Raw genomic sequence first — 15,761 nt, forward strand, 5'->3', positions numbered from 1 at the left:
TTTTACAATTGCAAGAATCAATCAAACAAAGATGCAACAAATTCATCTCTATTGAAGACTTGCAAATCTTCCATTCCTTCGCCAATCCCAATATATTTTACCGGAACTTTAAATTGATCGGAAACACCAATTACAACACCACCTTTGGCCGTGCCATCAAGCTTGGTGATGGCCAAGGCATTAACCTCTGTAGCTTTAGTAAATTGTTTGGCCTGTTCGAATGCATTCTGACCTGTAGATCCGTCGAGAACCAAAAGAATTTCATGCGGAGCTTCAGGAATTACGCGATCCATTACGCGCTTAATCTTACTTAGCTCATTCATTAAATTAATTTTGTTATGCAATCTGCCTGCAGTATCAATAATTACAACATCAGAACCTTCTTCTTTTGCTTTTGTTAAAGTTTCGAATGCAACGGAAGCCGGATCGGCACCCATTCCCTGATTCACAACAGGCACTCCTACTCGTTCCGACCAGATAATCAATTGATCAACGGCTGCAGCACGAAAAGTATCGGCAGCACCAAGCATTACCTTTTTGCCCGAATTTTTAAACTGATGAGCCAATTTTCCAATTGTAGTAGTTTTACCAACGCCATTAACACCAACCACCATTATAACATAGGGATGATCAGATTTTGGAAGTTCATAAGCTTCGTAATTGCCTTTGTTGTTTTCTTCAAGCAAACCAGCAATTTCCTCTTTAAGAATACGATTCAATTCTGATGTTCCTAAGAATTTATCCTGAGCAACTCTCTCTTCAATTCGTTCGATGATTTTTAATGTTGTATCTACACCCACATCAGAAGTTATCAATACTTCTTCCAACTCATCAAGTACATCATCATCAACGGTAGATTTACCAACAACAGCCCTCGAAAGCTTTGTAAAAACACTCTCTTTTGTTTTGGCCAATCCTTTATTAAGATTTTCTTTTTTCGATTTCGAAAAATTTCCAAATAATCCCATTTTTTCTAAATTTTAAGATGCTAAAGTACAAAAAAAACACAATCCCAAGCAATTAACAATAAACGTTTTAAGCCAAAACAATAAAAGTTTCGGTTTAAAGCACAAAAAAAGCTTCTCGAAAAATCAAGAAGCTTTTATTATTCGGTATGATATGAATTTCTTATTTCTTTGCAAAGAAATCCTTAACGTTCTCGTTTGGAACAATCTCTTCTTTAAAAGAGTATGAACCAGTCTTAGGCGACTTTACCATTTTGATTACTTTTGCGTAACCACGGCCTTCACCTTTTTGTAGGGATGCTACTACTTTCTTAGCCATATCTTAAAATTATTTAATTTCTCTGTGAAGGGTTACTTTCTTCAAAATAGGATTATACTTCTTCAACTCCATACGATCAGGAGTATTCTTTTTATTTTTAGTGGTGATGTACCTTGAAGTTCCTGGCATACCGCTTTCTTTATGCTCAGTACACTCAAGAATTACTTGCACTCTATTACCTTTTTTAGCCATTTTCTATGCCTCTTTTTTAATAATTTTTAATAAATCCTTTTTCTTGAGCTTTAGTAAGTGCACCTTTCACACCTAATTTATTAATTAGACGTACACCAGCAGCAGATACTTTCAATTCAATCCAACGATCTTCCTCAGGAAGATAAAACTTTTTAACGAAAAGATTTGGATAGAATCTTCTTTTAGTTCTTCTCTTAGAGTGAGAAACATTATTTCCCACCATTACGCTCTTTCCAGTAATTTGACAAACTCTTGACATAGTCCAGATTATTTTTTTCCTTAAACGCTTTTCAAACAGGTCGCAAAATACGCAATAATTTTCTTAAAAATCAAATTATCTTACAACTTTTTACAGATATATTTTAAATCAGCCCCAAACCTCCTCTAATCTGCAAAAACAATAAGTTTCTACGATTGGTGTAATTTTCGAATAACAAACAATAAATTCTTGAATTGTAAATTTGAAGCGTCGCACAAGCAAAAATAAAAAAATCCCTCCGTATTAGAAGGGATTTAAACAATTATCTCGATTAAATCTTTATTCTTCTTCCTCGTTCAAAGATTTAAATCCTTTACCAATAATTTCATTTGCCTCGGTTACATTTACAAATGCTTCGGGATCTACCGATTTAACATGTAGTTTTAAAATCTCAAGTTCCCTTCGGCTCATCACTGAGTAAACCATTTTTCTTTCTTCACCTGAGTAAGCCCCTGTTCCGCTAAATACAGTAGCACCACGTTTTAAATCATCTTTTATTTTAGATACGATAGATTCGTAATGCTCAGATACGATCATCACTGTTTTGTGATAATTTGCACCACTCACTACCATATCGATAATTTTACCTTCGATATAGATAATAATTAATGAATAGATGGCGAACTCCCAGCCAATTGCACCTGTTTCGGTTGGCTGTACCAAAGTAAATAATACAATTAAACCATCAACAATCATTACCAACTTACCCAATGATAATTTGGTATACTTGGCCAAGATCATTGCTACAATATCAGATCCTCCCGAAGTTGCACGTGATTTAAAGATAAATCCGATTGAAATTCCATAAAACACACCAGCTACAATGGTATTCAGCATTGGATCCGCAATTACTTTTGCATAATCCGGAGAAATGTAGGTTTCCATAAACCAAACCGTTAGCAAAATTGTTGCAATGCTTACGATGGTTTTAACGCCAAATCGGGGACCCAAAATTATAGTTCCAATAATTACCAATGGGATCTCCATAGCAAAAGTACAGTAACTAATTTTCCATCCAAACAGTGTGTTTAGTACGGTTGCAATACCATAAACTCCTCCTGGAGCCAATTTGTAAGGTACCACAAATAGGATGTCGGAAACAGCAAAAATAATACTACCTAAAATCAGGTAAGAGTATGCCGTTAACCATTCATTCGACAAGAACTTTTCTTTAGTAATAAAAGCCATTTTAATAGTGTTTGTTAAAGTGATCAAAATTCGCCGACAAAAATAGATTCGCCGATTTTATTTGCAAGCTTTTTGCTCATTTTTCTTACTTCTGCAAATCACTGATAAACAAGGCCAAAAGAAAGTTTGGCTTATTTTTTTTGACAAGTCTTCAAAAATCGATTAAAAAAGACGTCAATTTTTCACTTATGACATCTATTTTTATTGCATTACTCCTGATTTTAAAACCTTAACCCAAACTAAAAATAAGAATATAAAAGTGGTATTATGTATATAATGCAGTTTTAATAATTGTTACACTATCAATTTTTCCTTTATTCGGGCGAATATCAAACAGGGAAACAGCACAGATAAAGATGTTTTAGGCTGAAACAATATCATCAATACTTATATTTGGCATTCGCTCCATTTTACTCACTTCTATGCTAAGAAATCCATATGCATCCATTACTTTACCTTCTATAACATAACAGCCAGGTCCCCGAAAAGGATATTCTTTGGCTATTGGATAAAAATGGACAGTATCCAACCAATGTCCATCCAAATCTATCCATGTTCCGAAATACATAATCTTGCCATTACTAGCTTTTGTGGGTTTGCGATGAATTAAAAATCCAACAATTCTAATATAGCGGCTGATTAAGCACGGTAAATGACAGGCTTTTAAATCAGACGGTAAATCATCTTTCACCAATTTAAAAGGAGATTGTACAGACAAACCAAGTATTTCTAACTCATCAAAAGCATCTTCGAGCTTATGTTTCCACAATTCAGGCAATTGAAATTCTTTCACTTCAGTCTGAAAAAGTGTTTTCTCCGGTTTGGTTTTCTTGGAATGACCTAACAAGAAATGTGCGTCCCACAAAAGCTCTTTTTTACCTTTGTCAGTAAACCGAAAGGATCCTATGCGGATTAGAATAATTAGCTGTTCCAAACTAATTGGAAAACGTTTCACAAAATCGCGTAAGCTCTTAAAATTTCCATTTTGCTCTCGCTCTTTAATTAAATTTTTTCCTGTTGATCGTTCTAAATCTCTTAAAAGATAGAATCCCAGCCAAATTTTATCCTTTTTAATAGTATTTTCCCATGCACTTCGATTTACACAGGGAACTTCTACTTTGGCTCCATGCATTACAGCTTCATGCAAATACAATTGAGCAGAATAAAATCCACCACCATTATTTAGTGTGGCTACCATATATTCCAAAGGATAATATGCTTTTAAATAAAGTGCCTGAAAACTCTCTACCGCATAACTGGCAGAATGACCTTTGGCGAAAGCATAATTGGCAAAACTTTCTATTTGTCTCCAGATATCACGAACTACAGCATCGGCATATCCCTTTGCTTGGCAATTGGAAAAAAACTTGTCTTTTACCTTCGCAAATTCATTTCTCTGCTTAAATTTCCAGGACATTCCCCGGCGCAATACATCAGCTTCATCAAGTGTTAACTCAGCAAAATAATGAGCAACCTTAATTACATCTTCCTGATACACCATTACACCATATGTTTCTTCCAGGATATCATATAATTCAGGTAAATCTCGTTGGGCTTGCTCTCTCCTTTCCTTGTTCTGAAAACGAATAATATATTCTCGCATCATTCCGCTTTTGGCTACTCCCGGGCGAATAATAGAACTGGCAGCAACCAAGCGTTTGTAATCTTCTGCTTTAAGTTTAGTTAAGAGCATGCGCATAGCCGGAGATTCTACATAAAAACAACCAATTGCCTGTCCTTTTTTAAGCATTCGTTTTACACGAACATCTTCCATGAACAATTTGGTATCGTTAATATCAATATCAATTCCATGATTTTGCTTGATAATCTCTAAAGTATCTTTAATCTTTCCTAAACCACGTTGACTTAAAATATCGAATTTGTGTAAACCCAAGTCTTCAGAGATATACATATCGAATTGGGTAGATGGAAAACCCTTTGGCAATAACTCTGTAGCCGAATAATTGCTAATTGGATCGTCAGAAATTAAAATTCCACTTGAATGAATACTATTATGACTAGGAAAACCACTAATGTATTGACTGTAACGAATTACCCATTTGCCATACTCATCGGCTTGTGCTGGATTGGGATTTTTCTGCAAACGGCTGATCTCTTCATCGGGCAAACCAAATACTTTCCCAATTTCCCGAAAAGCCGATTTGTGATTGAAAGTGATAAAAGTTCCCAACAACACAACATGATCCCAACCATACTTATCAAACAGATAACGAGTAACATCATCCCTGTCAGTCCATGAAAAGTCGATATCAAAATCGGGAGGCGATGTTCGAAACGGGTTGATAAACCTCTCAAAGTAAAGGTCTAAGTCAACTGGGTCAACATTAGTGATTTTCAATAAATAAGCAACAAGACTATTGGCTCCACTTCCTCGTCCAACATGGTAATATCCTTTACTTTGGGCATAACGAACCAAATCCCAATTGATCAGAAAATAGGAACAAAAACCAAGTTGCCTTATTACTTTCAGTTCTTTATTTAAGCGATCCAGAATCTCATCTGTTACATCATGATATCGATACCCTAAGCCATCACAAGCCAATTTCATTAACAGCTTGAAATCTTCTTCTTCCGATTCTGTAAAAAGCTTTTTGTTCTTGTTGGTTCCAAATTCAAAATCCATGCTGCAAGAAGCCAGAAGAACTTCTGTATTCTCAATAATTTGAGGATATTCTTTATACAATTCCAATAGTTCAGACTCATTTCTGTATTGATCTTCAAAACTGGCTTGATCCTCTTTCGCAAGCTTGCTTAGCAAAGTATTTCCATCTATTGCACGTAACAACCTATGAATATTATAATCCTTTTTATTTCGAAAGCTTGCAGTTTGTAGTACAACTAACTTGTCCTGATGATTTTTCCACTCGGAAAAAGGCAAGTGGGGTAAATCCTGAGGCCTGACACCAATATATTCGTTTGATTTTAGCTCTCTATAATTATTTTGAAAAGGATAAATTACAAACGCCTCTTTTAATGTTGGTGCATCTGGTGCAAACACTTTACTTTGATGCAGGTTTCCTGTTAAAAATTCATTGATTTCTCGAAAACCATCTGCATTCTTTGCAAGTAACACATATTGCTGTTTAGCTCTATTTCTGATATCTACACCAACAATAGGACGTACATTAAAAGCTTTTGTCTGCCGTACAAAATCGAGACTTGCTGCTGTATTGTTAATATCAGTTAAGGCAATAGTAGTGTACCCTCCAGATTGAGTTTCTTTTAAAACTTCCTCTATTGAAAGAGCTCCGTATTTAAAACTATAGTATGAGTGACAATTCAATAACATGCTCAATGAATCATTAGTAATTCGAATCTAGGATTGAAAATTCCTTTTATTTATATTTTATCCTCAAGCCGGAAGGCTCTTACTTTCTCCATTGCTGAGAAAGTAAGCAAAGAATCTAGGGTGTGTAAGCTAAAACTACTTCTACTTAAAAACTTTAAGTGCGGCGGGGTGATCTTCTCAATTCTTCGAAGCTTCCCCGTCTTTCTAAAAAAGTTTTCTGCGCATAAGCAGTTTAACCTTCCAATACCCATTGAGTCCTATGTCGTTTTTTGTGTTTTTTACAATTACACATTATTCATTCTTAATTATTAATTGATATTACCGTCTGCGATGAGCAGGAATAATTGGTGCTTGCCCATTAAAAGGATTCATTCCTCCAATGGTTTTTACATCCATTCCTATGGCTCGTTTCACTGCATTTTTCCCAAACCTATTTCGCAAATGATCCATTTTCTGATACAGCTTAATGAGTTTCTCAGAGTCTTCGAACAAACGAATTTGATAAGTTCCTCCCACCAAATTGCTGAAGCGAACTCCGATGAGCCGAATCAAAACCCGGCGTTCATACATCTTATCAAACAGGTCGAGCACTGTAGCGATTAGTGTATGATCGAGCGATGTGTAAGGAATTCGCTTTTGTTTGGTGTAAGTTTGAAAATCAGAATAGCGAATCTTAACCGTCACACAGGCAGTTAGTTTGTTTCCATTTCGAAGCTGATAAGCCAGATTTTCGGCCATTGCAACCAAAATGCTGCGTAATTTTACAACATCGGTGGTATCTCGTTCAAAAGTTCGTTCTGTCGATATGGATTTTCTCTCATTCCAGGCAATCACAGGAGTGTTATCAATTCCCTGCGCCTTCTTCCAAATCACTTGTCCATTTTTTCCTAACACACGCTCCATTAATTCCATGGGCATTTCTTGCACGGTTCTTACTTTCTCTATTCCCATGCTTCGCAATTTGTGATAAGTTTTATCGCCAACCATAGGAATTTTCTTTATCGAAAGTGGAGCTAAAAAAGGGATCTCGTTTCCATATTCTATATTGATATGATTATTGGGTTTGGCCTCACCTGTTCCCACTTTAGAAACCGTTTTGCTGGTAGATAAGCCAAAAGAAATTGGCAAGTGTGTTTCCTTTATAATTTTATCTCTAAGCTCTCTGGACCACAAGTAGCTCTCCTGCACAAAACGATCCATCCCAGTAATGTCCATATAAAACTCATCGATAGATGATTTTTCGAACAAAGGCGAACGCTCCTTAATGATTTCCGTTACCTGGTCGGAAAATTTACTGTAAGTACCACTATTCCCCCTAATCACAACAGCTTCGGGACAAAGCATACGAGCCATTTTCATGGGCATGGCAGAATGAATGCCATATGTACGTGCTTCGTAAGAACAAGCTGCTACTACTCCCCTGTCTGATGTTCCCCCAATCAATACCGGTCGATTGTTCAACCTACTGTCCAACAACCTCTCACACGACACAAAAAATGTGTCTAAATCCATATGTAATATTGTTTTTTTCATTAAATGTCGATATTTTCGTCATAATCCTGTCGATAATTTAGTCTATCGTTCGTATATTTGAAAGAAAAAAGCATGTTTTTTGCAGAAAATATCAAGTTCCTTCGCAAGAGAAGAAAGAAATCGCAGGCCGATTTGGCTGAGCAATTGGAGATTACACGTACCACTTTGGCAGGATATGAAAAGAGTGTTCAACCACCTTTTAGAGTACTAATTAAATTTGCTGAATACTTTGGTGTTTCTATCGATGCATTAATAAGGTATAACTTGCAGGAATTATCGGAATTTCAGCTTTCGCAGATCGAAGATGGTTTCGACATTGATGTGACGGGAAAGAAACTTCGTTTGCTAACCATATCGGTAAACCAAAATGGAGATGAAAACATTGAAATGGTACCTTTAAAAGCCCAGGCTGGCTATACAAACAGCTATGGCGATTTAGATTTTATCGAATCGCTGCCAAAGTTCTCCCTTCCCTTTTTGCCAAAAGATAAAACCTATCGAACTTTTCAAATTGAAGGCGATTCAATGCTTCCCATTCCTGAGGGATCATGGGTAACTGCATCATACATCCAAAACTGGGAAAGCATTAAAGATGGTACTCCCTGCATTATTGTTACCCAGGAGGATGGTATCGTATTTAAGGTGGTGTACAAACAGCTCGAGAAAAATCAGAGTCTTCTTTTGGTATCGACCAACCGAAACTACAAACCTTATGAACTACCGATTGGAAAAGTAGCTGAGATATGGAAATTTGAAACTTACAATGGTTTTGAGATTGAGCAAAGTGAATTCGACATTAAATAAATTAACAATTCATTACCATTATAATTGCTTTAATGATGGTAATTTTGAACCCTTAAAAAAATCAAAACAATAAATATGAAAGTAGTAGCCATTAACGGAAGTCCCAAAAAAGAAGGCAATACCTACCATGCATTACAATTGGTGTGTGAGCAGTTGGAAGCCAAAAACATTGAAACGGAAATTTTGCAAGTGGGTATCAAAAATGTGAAAGCATGTACTGCCTGCAATATGTGTGCGAAAAATCGGGATGAAAAATGTATCATCAAAAATGATGATGTGAATAATTGGATTCAGAAAATGCAAGAAGCCGACGGAATTCTTCTTGGATCACCCGTGCACTATGCATCACTAAGTGCAGGAATGAAGTCCTTTCTCGACCGCGCTTTCTATGCAAGCGGTGCAAATGGCAATTTGTTCCGTTATAAAGTAGGTGCTTCGATAGCTGTAGTAAGAAGATCAGGAGGCTTACCAGCCTTTAATGAGATGAACAACTACCTTACCTATTCCGAAATGATGATTCCAACATCGAACTACTGGAATGTGATTCACGGTTTGGCCCCCGGGCAAGTTCTCCAAGATGAAGAAGGTGCTCAAATTATGAGAATATTAGGTAAAAACATGGCATATCTACTTGAATTAATTGAAAATGGAAAAAACAAAGTGGAAGCGCCAATACCAGAAAAGAAAGCCTATACTCATTTTGTGAGGTAGATGTAAACAAATACCAGCATTGCCAACTTTAAAAACATCGCCAATCTATAAGCATAGACTGGCGATTTTTATTTAAACTGTTTACTAAAATCTTCATAAGAAATATAACGGATATGTCTGTAATATTCTTTCTCTTCCTTATCGAGTAGAATTTGAGTTGGAATACGAACCTGAATACTTTCATTACTTTCTAACTTTCTTGTTGTGAGGTATTCATAAAAACAACACTTACCTTGTTTCTCTATTTGTTTTTCACCTATTCCATTACCTTTTTCATTTTACGACAAGAAATGCAATTCCAGTTAGAATATTTCTTAGCTCTATGAGAGGTTTACTTTAAGCCACTTCTTTTCAAAAGAGGATCAATTGACGGTTCTTTACCTCTAAATTTTAGGTACAAATTCATTGGGTGATCGCTACCTCCTTTTTCCAGCACATTCTCACGGAAGGCATTAGCCGTAGCTTTATCGTAAATACCATTCTCCTTAAAAGCCTCGAAAGCATCCGCATCCAAAACCTCTGCCCATTTGTAGCCATAATATCCGGCTGCATATCCTCCCGCAAAAATATGCGAGAAAGATGTACTCATGCAGCTTCCATTTACTTTCGAGAAGAGCTCGGTCGACGCCATTGCCCGATCTTCGAACTCCTCTACCAAACCCGTAACTGGCTTGTTTACAATATGCCAAGCCATGTCATTCAAACCAAAACTTATCTGGCGAACAAAACCATATCCACTTAAGAAATTCGAGCTATCAATAATCTTCTGAATCAATTCCTGAGGGATCTTCTCTCCCGTTTCATAATGCATTGCAACTTCATCCAGCCACTCTTTACGGTATGCAAAGTTCTCCATAAACTGCGATGGTAACTCCACAAAATCCCTGTATACATTAGTTCCCGACAAGGTACTATAGGTACACTTCGAAAGCATTCCGTGCAGTGCATGACCAAATTCATGCAAGAATGTAGTTACTTCATTAAAAGTTAATAAAGACGGCTTGGTTTCGGTCGGACGAGTAAAATTGCACACAATGGAAATGTGCGGTCTGTAATCCTTATTTTCTTTCTTGTACTGATCAACAAAGGAAGTCATCCAGGCGCCTCCTTGCTTTGTGTTTCTTGGGTGAAAATCAGTATAGAACAAGGATATAAAATTCTGATCAGCATCAAACACTTCGTAAACATCCACTTCATCGTGATATTTTGGAATATCGGTATTCAATTGAAAGTGCAATCCGTACAGTTTGCCTGCTAAATCAAAAATCCCCTCCTTCACACGCTCCAGTTCGAAATACGGACGCGTTATTTCATCATTGATATCAAATTTTTCGGTCTTCAACTTCTCGGCATAGTAAGCCCAATCCCATCTTTGCAATTCAAAATCTGCGCCAAGCGATTTAGCATACTCTTGCAATTCCCTGAACTCTTCTTTTGCTCTTGGCATGGATGCATCCAAAAGTTCATTCAAAAAACGGATTACATTGTCTGCCGATTTTGCCATTCTTTCCTCCAACACGTAATCCGAATAGCTTTGGTAACCTAGCAATTGAACCTTTGCCAATCGCAGTTCCACAATGCGATGAATAATCTTTTGATTGTCGAATTTATCGTTAAAACAGCGCGAAGAGTAAGCTTTAAACATTTTTTTGCGCAATTCGCGTTTTTCGGCGTATTGCATAAAAGGAACATAGCTAGGAAATTGCAGGTTAAACATCCATCCTTCCTTATCTTTTTCCTTTGCTAAGGCCGATGCAGCTTCTAAAATCCCCTCAGGCAAGCCCGCCACATCTTTTGAATCTGTTAAATGCAGCTCAAAATTATTAGTAGCAGCCAATACATTCTCACCAAACTGAAGGGTCAATTTTGAAAGTTCTTTTGAGATTTCTCTGATTTTTAACTTTTTCTCTTCATTCAAATCAGCACCCGACCTAACAAAGGATTTGTATCTATCGGTCAGCAACTGTGTTTCCTCAACATTCAAGTTCAAATCCTCTTTGATTTCATACACATGCTTCACTCTTTTAAAGAGTTTCTCATTCATAATGATATCATTGGAAAACTCGGTCAGCATTGGAGAAATTTCGCGAGCCAAAGCCTGCATTTCATCATTTGTATCCGCATGATTCAAATTGAAAAAAACCGAGCCTATACGATCTAGCTGCTGCCCTGTATACTCAAGAGCCTCGATGGTATTCTTGAAAGCAGGTTCTTCTGTCGAATTGGTAATTTGATCTATTTCATTTCTGGCATTTTCAATACTCTTTTTAAATGCCGGCATATAGTGTTCCATCTCAATTCTATTGAATGGCACAGATTCATATGGTGTTGAGAATACTTCTAACAAAGGATTTTTACTCATAATTATTCTTGATTTTAATTTCACAAACAAAGATAAGAATTGAACATACAAAATAAGGCTTCAAGAAATCTAATTTGTAAAATTTCCGAATACGTTTTTTTTAATCTTCAATCTAAATTAGCTCACATTTCTAATATACAAAGCATTCAACAGTCAATTTTTCTTAAGAATATTTACTTTTCCCCATCCCATGTGGGGATCAGCTTCTTGTCTTCTTAATTAAAGTAATACTTTAAACAAAGCCTTTAACTCACAAGTAAACTAAAACTTGCACCTAATAAAGCATTCGCTGTATTAATGATTTGGGAGAGGCTCTGAACCACATCCACAAGTACAGTTCGAAGCACAGCAAGGGCATTATATGTGAAAACAGAGAAAGCATAAATGCCTTTTAGTCAATGCTTGATGCAGTAGTAATCTATTCTAATACTTCAACTGCTTTTACTGATGGATCTCAATTCGGTTTGGCAGCTGAAATAGGAATCAGCACACAGAAACTTTATGCTCGCCAAGCAATGGCGTTAGAAGAGTTGTGCTTTTACAAATGGATGATTATTAGCAATGGACAAACAAGAGTATAAATTTCTCAATCCGAATAACATACGATATATTCGGGTATTTTTTTCTTTTTATTGAACATTTTATGCTTTATTTTGTATTTACAACTAAAAGTAAACGATAATGGAAAAGAATTGTATTCTAATTTGGCTAAGACGAGACCTAAGACTTCAGGACAATGCAGCAATTAATCAAGCGCTACAAACGAACATGAAGCTCCTTTTCTACTTCAATTTCGATACAGAAATCCTGGATCAGTTGGAAGACAGAAAGGATGCCCGAATCAATTATATTCATAGTAAACTACAGAAAATAAACCTAGAGCTTTCTAAAATTGGATCAAGATTATTGGTGAAATATGGTTCTGCATTGCATTGTATTTCGGAAGTTTTAAAGGAATACCCTATTGCGAATATATATGCAAATGAGGATTACGAACCATTCGCTATCGCCAGAGACCAAGCATGTAAAGATTTGTGCGAATCTCAACAAGTAGGTTTTCAGCTTTATAAAGATCAGGTAATATTTAAAAAGAAGGAAATTCTTAAAAAAGATGGAACACCCTACACGGTTTATACTCCATACATGAAGAAATGGCGATCGGTGTTCAACCCAAAAGAACACCTTCCCTATTCCTACGAGTTAGATGCATCGAATACCGTACAAATGAAATTCAATAAAATTCCATCTCTTGCCGATATTGGTTTTAGCGCATCTTACATTGATATTCCTGCCATAAACCTTTCGATGGATATGCTTTCGAATTACGATGACCGAAGAAACTTTCCAGCTTTAAAAGCGACTTCGAATTTAGGCATTCATCTGCGTTTTGGTACAATCAGCATTCGCCAGGCAGTTCGGGAAGCTTTAAAAGGAGATGATCAATTTTTATTTCAACTCATCTGGCGGGAATTTTTCATGCAAATTCTGGTCAACTTCCCAAGAGTTGAACAAGAATGCTTTAAACCGTCTTATAACCAAATCCAGTGGGTGAATAACGAGGAAGAATTTGAGCTATGGACAAATGGTATGACTGGCTTTCCTATTGTAGATGCTGGTATGAGAGAATTAAAGGCAACGGGCAATTTGCACAATCGGGTAAGGATGATTGTAGCCAGCTTTTTGGTTAAGGATCTATTGATTGATTGGCGTTGGGGCGAAGCTTGGTTTGCCAATTACCTGCTTGATTACGACCAGGCTGCGAACAATGGCAATTGGCAATGGGTTGCAGGATGCGGTTGCGATGCCGCACCATATTTCAGGGTATTTAATCCAAGCGAACAACAAAAGAAATTTGATCCCGATTTTGCTTACATCAAAAAATGGATTCCGGACTTGGGAACAGATTCCTATCCTAAACCGATGATCGATCACAAGTTTGCAAGAAATAGAGCCTTGGAAAGTTACAAATCAGCATTACAAAGGCAAGGAGTTTAAGTCTGATCATCTTTTTAATGAATGTAGCTTTTATTACTTTTGGTTCCGAACAATTAAGTAAGAAATCGTATGAATCAAAAAGCAAAAATTTACTCTCAAAGAATAAGCTCATTTCAACAAGAAATTAAGCAATTAAAGAGCACAAATAGAAAATTTTCTATGTTCCGTTTGCTTAGCGCTGTAGGCGCATTTGTGCTTTTCTATGTCATTTTCCCCTATTCGATACCTTTAGCTATTTTGCTTGCTGCGATTTTAATTGGAGCTCTTATTTACTTTGTTCTCAAATACAACAGAAATGAGAAGAATATCAAAAGGCTTCAAAAACTAATTGAAATCAATGAAAATGAATTAAAATGCATTGAAACAAGACATAGTTCATTGTATAATAATGGTGAAGAGTACGAAGTTCATAATCATCCTTACAGCTCAGATCTGGATATATTTGGAGAACATTCTATTTACCAATTAATAAATCGAGGTGTAAGCAAAAGTGGAAATGATGGTTTAGCTTCATACTTATCTGCACCTGCAAGTAACAAAACTATTATTGAACGTCAAATGGCAATTCAGGAACTTAGTGCGAAAATAGATTGGAGACAGAACATCATTCAATATGGCTTGCTAAGAAAACTAAAAAATGATGATCCTGATTTTGTTAGTGACTGGGGGAAAATGCCCTCGCCTTTTTATGGAAATAAAAAACTACAAATAGCCATCACAATTTTGCCGTTCTTATCACTTCCTGTTTTAATTTACGCAATAGTAGGTTCTTCTATTCCTATTATGATTTTGTTGATGATTAGTATTGCAATTCACTATTTTAACTTTAAAAAAGTTGGACTTGCACATAATACCACCTCAAAACGTGCAGATATGCTAATGATCTATGCCAATATTATTGAAGAATTTGAATCTCAGGAATGGAAGTCGGATAAACTGAAAGAAATCAAGCAAAATCTTGCAAGCAGCGGCATCAAATCTTTCAAAAAAATTAGAAAACTCTCAAAGTTGATTGAGTTGCTAGATCAGCGATACAACATGTTGGTGCAAATTCTTTTCAATTTGCTTTTCTTTTACGAATTGCATTTAATTTTCCGCATTTCCAGATGGAAAAACAAATATGGACACGAAATAGGAAATTGGTTTAAAAGTATTGGAGAAATTGAAGCCTTAAGTAGTTTGGCAAACCTAAGCTTTAACCATCCTGATTGGGCTTTTGCAACTATTGCAGAGGAACATTTCAAATTGGATATGTCTGATGCAGGACATCCTATGATTGATGAAAATAAGCGCGTTTGCAACGATTATAAAATGACCGGCCCTGGAGTAGTTCACATTGTTACTGGTTCGAATATGGCTGGGAAAAGTACTTTCTTACGCACCATTGGTGTTAATGTGGTTCTTGCTCTTAGTGGAGCTCCTGTCTGTGCTAAAAAAATGATGGTTTCGAATGTAGAGATAAATACTTCTATGCAAATTAAAGACTCAATTGAAGAGAATGAATCATCTTTTTATGCCGAACTGAAAAGGATTCAACAAGTACTTGATAAGGTGACCAAAAAAGAGAATACACTTCTTTTACTTGATGAAATTCTAAGAGGAACCAATTCGAAAGACAAGCATACAGGATCGGCTGCATTAATTAAGCAATTGGTAAAGTACAATGCTGTTGGATTGGTTGCCACTCACGATTTGGAATTATCGGTTTTGGAAGACGAGTTGCCTGGTTGTGTGGAAAACAAATTCTTCGATATTAAAATCGATGGCGAACAATTGTACTTCGATTATAAAGTTCAAGATGGTGTTTGCAAAACCTTTAATGCTCCTATTTTAATGAAGAAAATGGGAATTGAGATGGAACTGATTAATGATTAGTACCCGTTTGATTATGAATAGGTATAAAATTTTTTAATGCGAAAATGGCTGCGCAAAACAGCATTAAAAATGATTTAACGCCCTTTTAAGTCGTCGCAACCAACATTAAAAGACTTTTAATGCCATATTGACACAAAAAAATAAGCATAAAAAGAGAAGAAATTGGCGTATTTCTACAAATATGAGCGTTTCAAGTAAAACAAATTGGCTTTTAATGCAAAAAGCCCCTTTAAAAATCTCAAAACGCC

The 15,761-nt window shown here is 36.2% G+C and carries 13 protein-coding genes; 5 read left to right on the forward strand and 8 right to left on the reverse strand.

What is annotated here, in order from left to right; genetic code table 11:
- Positions 1-17: 17 nt before the first annotated feature.
- The 7 genes from ftsY to dinB all read right to left on the reverse strand — a co-directional run bounded on the left by ftsY (position 18) and on the right by dinB (position 7,766).
- Entirely contained in the window at positions 18-968 is a 951-nt protein-coding gene (gene ftsY / locus ACO05S_RS17885; RefSeq protein WP_421919382.1) for a signal recognition particle-docking protein FtsY, read from the reverse strand.
- 160 nt (positions 969-1,128) lie between these two features.
- Positions 1,129-1,284 (reverse strand): DUF4295 domain-containing protein, encoded by a 156-nt coding sequence (locus ACO05S_RS17890; RefSeq protein WP_320119712.1) that lies wholly within the window; start codon positions 1,282-1,284, stop codon positions 1,129-1,131.
- Between the two features lie 9 nt (positions 1,285-1,293).
- On the reverse strand, positions 1,294-1,476 hold the full coding sequence (gene rpmG / locus ACO05S_RS17895) for a 50S ribosomal protein L33 (RefSeq protein ID WP_054721833.1): 183 nt from the start codon (positions 1,474-1,476) through the stop codon (positions 1,294-1,296).
- 16 nt (positions 1,477-1,492) lie between these two features.
- Positions 1,493-1,735, reverse strand: coding sequence for a 50S ribosomal protein L28 (gene rpmB / locus ACO05S_RS17900; RefSeq protein WP_054721835.1), 243 nt, complete (start codon positions 1,733-1,735; stop codon positions 1,493-1,495).
- Between the two features lie 279 nt (positions 1,736-2,014).
- Entirely contained in the window at positions 2,015-2,923 is a 909-nt protein-coding gene (locus ACO05S_RS17905) for a YitT family protein (RefSeq protein WP_421919383.1), read from the reverse strand.
- Between the two features lie 361 nt (positions 2,924-3,284).
- Positions 3,285-6,233: a DNA polymerase III subunit alpha gene (locus ACO05S_RS17910; protein WP_421919384.1), complete on the reverse strand. Its 2,949-nt coding sequence runs from the start codon at positions 6,231-6,233 to the stop codon at positions 3,285-3,287.
- A gap of 318 nt (positions 6,234-6,551) precedes the next feature.
- A complete protein-coding gene (dinB, locus tag ACO05S_RS17915) occupies positions 6,552-7,766 on the reverse strand; it encodes a DNA polymerase IV (protein ID WP_421919385.1) in 1,215 nt (404 codons plus the stop codon).
- 72 nt (positions 7,767-7,838) lie between these two features.
- Between dinB and ACO05S_RS17920 the strand changes: the two genes are divergently transcribed.
- Both ACO05S_RS17920 and ACO05S_RS17925 read left to right on the forward strand, forming a co-directional pair.
- The gene (locus ACO05S_RS17920) at positions 7,839-8,570 is read left to right on the forward strand and encodes an XRE family transcriptional regulator (protein ID WP_421919386.1); all 732 of its coding nucleotides are present in this window, start codon (positions 7,839-7,841) and stop codon (positions 8,568-8,570) included.
- Positions 8,571-8,645: 75 nt separating this feature from the next.
- Positions 8,646-9,281 carry a flavodoxin family protein gene (locus tag ACO05S_RS17925; RefSeq protein WP_421919387.1) on the forward strand — a complete coding sequence of 212 codons (636 nt, stop codon included), beginning with the start codon at positions 8,646-8,648 and terminating at the stop codon, positions 9,279-9,281.
- 331 nt (positions 9,282-9,612) lie between these two features.
- Here the strand turns inward: ACO05S_RS17925 and ACO05S_RS17930 are convergent, their stop codons facing one another.
- On the reverse strand, positions 9,613-11,643 hold the full coding sequence (locus ACO05S_RS17930; protein ID WP_421919388.1) for a M3 family metallopeptidase: 2,031 nt from the start codon (positions 11,641-11,643) through the stop codon (positions 9,613-9,615).
- A 398-nt stretch (positions 11,644-12,041) separates the two neighbouring features.
- Here ACO05S_RS17930 and ACO05S_RS17935 point away from each other — a divergent pair, with 398 nt between their 5' ends.
- The 3 genes from ACO05S_RS17935 (at position 12,042) to ACO05S_RS17945 (ending at position 15,513) form a co-directional block, all read left to right on the forward strand.
- Positions 12,042-12,224, forward strand: a complete 183-nt coding sequence (locus tag ACO05S_RS17935; protein ID WP_421919389.1) for a hypothetical protein — start codon at positions 12,042-12,044, stop codon at positions 12,222-12,224.
- 100 nt (positions 12,225-12,324) lie between these two features.
- Positions 12,325-13,638, forward strand: coding sequence for a cryptochrome/photolyase family protein (locus tag ACO05S_RS17940; RefSeq protein WP_421919390.1), 1,314 nt, complete (start codon positions 12,325-12,327; stop codon positions 13,636-13,638).
- A gap of 69 nt (positions 13,639-13,707) precedes the next feature.
- The gene (locus ACO05S_RS17945; protein WP_421919391.1) at positions 13,708-15,513 is read left to right on the forward strand and encodes a MutS-related protein; all 1,806 of its coding nucleotides are present in this window, start codon (positions 13,708-13,710) and stop codon (positions 15,511-15,513) included.
- Positions 15,514-15,761 lie beyond the last annotated feature (248 nt).

Origin of the sequence: Marinifilum sp., from assembly GCF_965230805.1 — a bacterium.
Classification (GTDB): Bacteria; Bacteroidota; Bacteroidia; order Bacteroidales; family Marinifilaceae; genus Marinifilum.

Bases quoted from the DNA above. Each gene is read 5' to 3' on its own strand.
- rpmB (WP_054721835.1), bottom strand. From the start codon at position 1,735: ATGTCAAGAGTTTGTCAAATTACTGGAAAGAGCGTAATGGTGGGAAAT.
- ACO05S_RS17910 (WP_421919384.1), bottom strand. From the start codon at position 6,233: ATGTTATTGAATTGTCACTCATACTATAGTTTTAAATACGGAGCTCTT.
- ftsY (WP_421919382.1), bottom strand. From the start codon at position 968: ATGGGATTATTTGGAAATTTTTCGAAATCGAAAAAAGAAAATCTTAAT.
- ACO05S_RS17935 (WP_421919389.1), top strand. From the start codon at position 12,042: ATGCTTGATGCAGTAGTAATCTATTCTAATACTTCAACTGCTTTTACT.
- rpmG (WP_054721833.1), bottom strand. From the start codon at position 1,476: ATGGCTAAAAAAGGTAATAGAGTGCAAGTAATTCTTGAGTGTACTGAG.
- ACO05S_RS17940 (WP_421919390.1), top strand. From the start codon at position 12,325: ATGGAAAAGAATTGTATTCTAATTTGGCTAAGACGAGACCTAAGACTT.
- ACO05S_RS17890 (WP_320119712.1), bottom strand. From the start codon at position 1,284: ATGGCTAAGAAAGTAGTAGCATCCCTACAAAAAGGTGAAGGCCGTGGT.
- dinB (WP_421919385.1), bottom strand. From the start codon at position 7,766: ATGAAAAAAACAATATTACATATGGATTTAGACACATTTTTTGTGTCG.
- ACO05S_RS17930 (WP_421919388.1), bottom strand. From the start codon at position 11,643: ATGAGTAAAAATCCTTTGTTAGAAGTATTCTCAACACCATATGAATCT.
- ACO05S_RS17920 (WP_421919386.1), top strand. From the start codon at position 7,839: ATGTTTTTTGCAGAAAATATCAAGTTCCTTCGCAAGAGAAGAAAGAAA.
- ACO05S_RS17925 (WP_421919387.1), top strand. From the start codon at position 8,646: ATGAAAGTAGTAGCCATTAACGGAAGTCCCAAAAAAGAAGGCAATACC.
- ACO05S_RS17905 (WP_421919383.1), bottom strand. From the start codon at position 2,923: ATGGCTTTTATTACTAAAGAAAAGTTCTTGTCGAATGAATGGTTAACG.
- ACO05S_RS17945 (WP_421919391.1), top strand. From the start codon at position 13,708: ATGAATCAAAAAGCAAAAATTTACTCTCAAAGAATAAGCTCATTTCAA.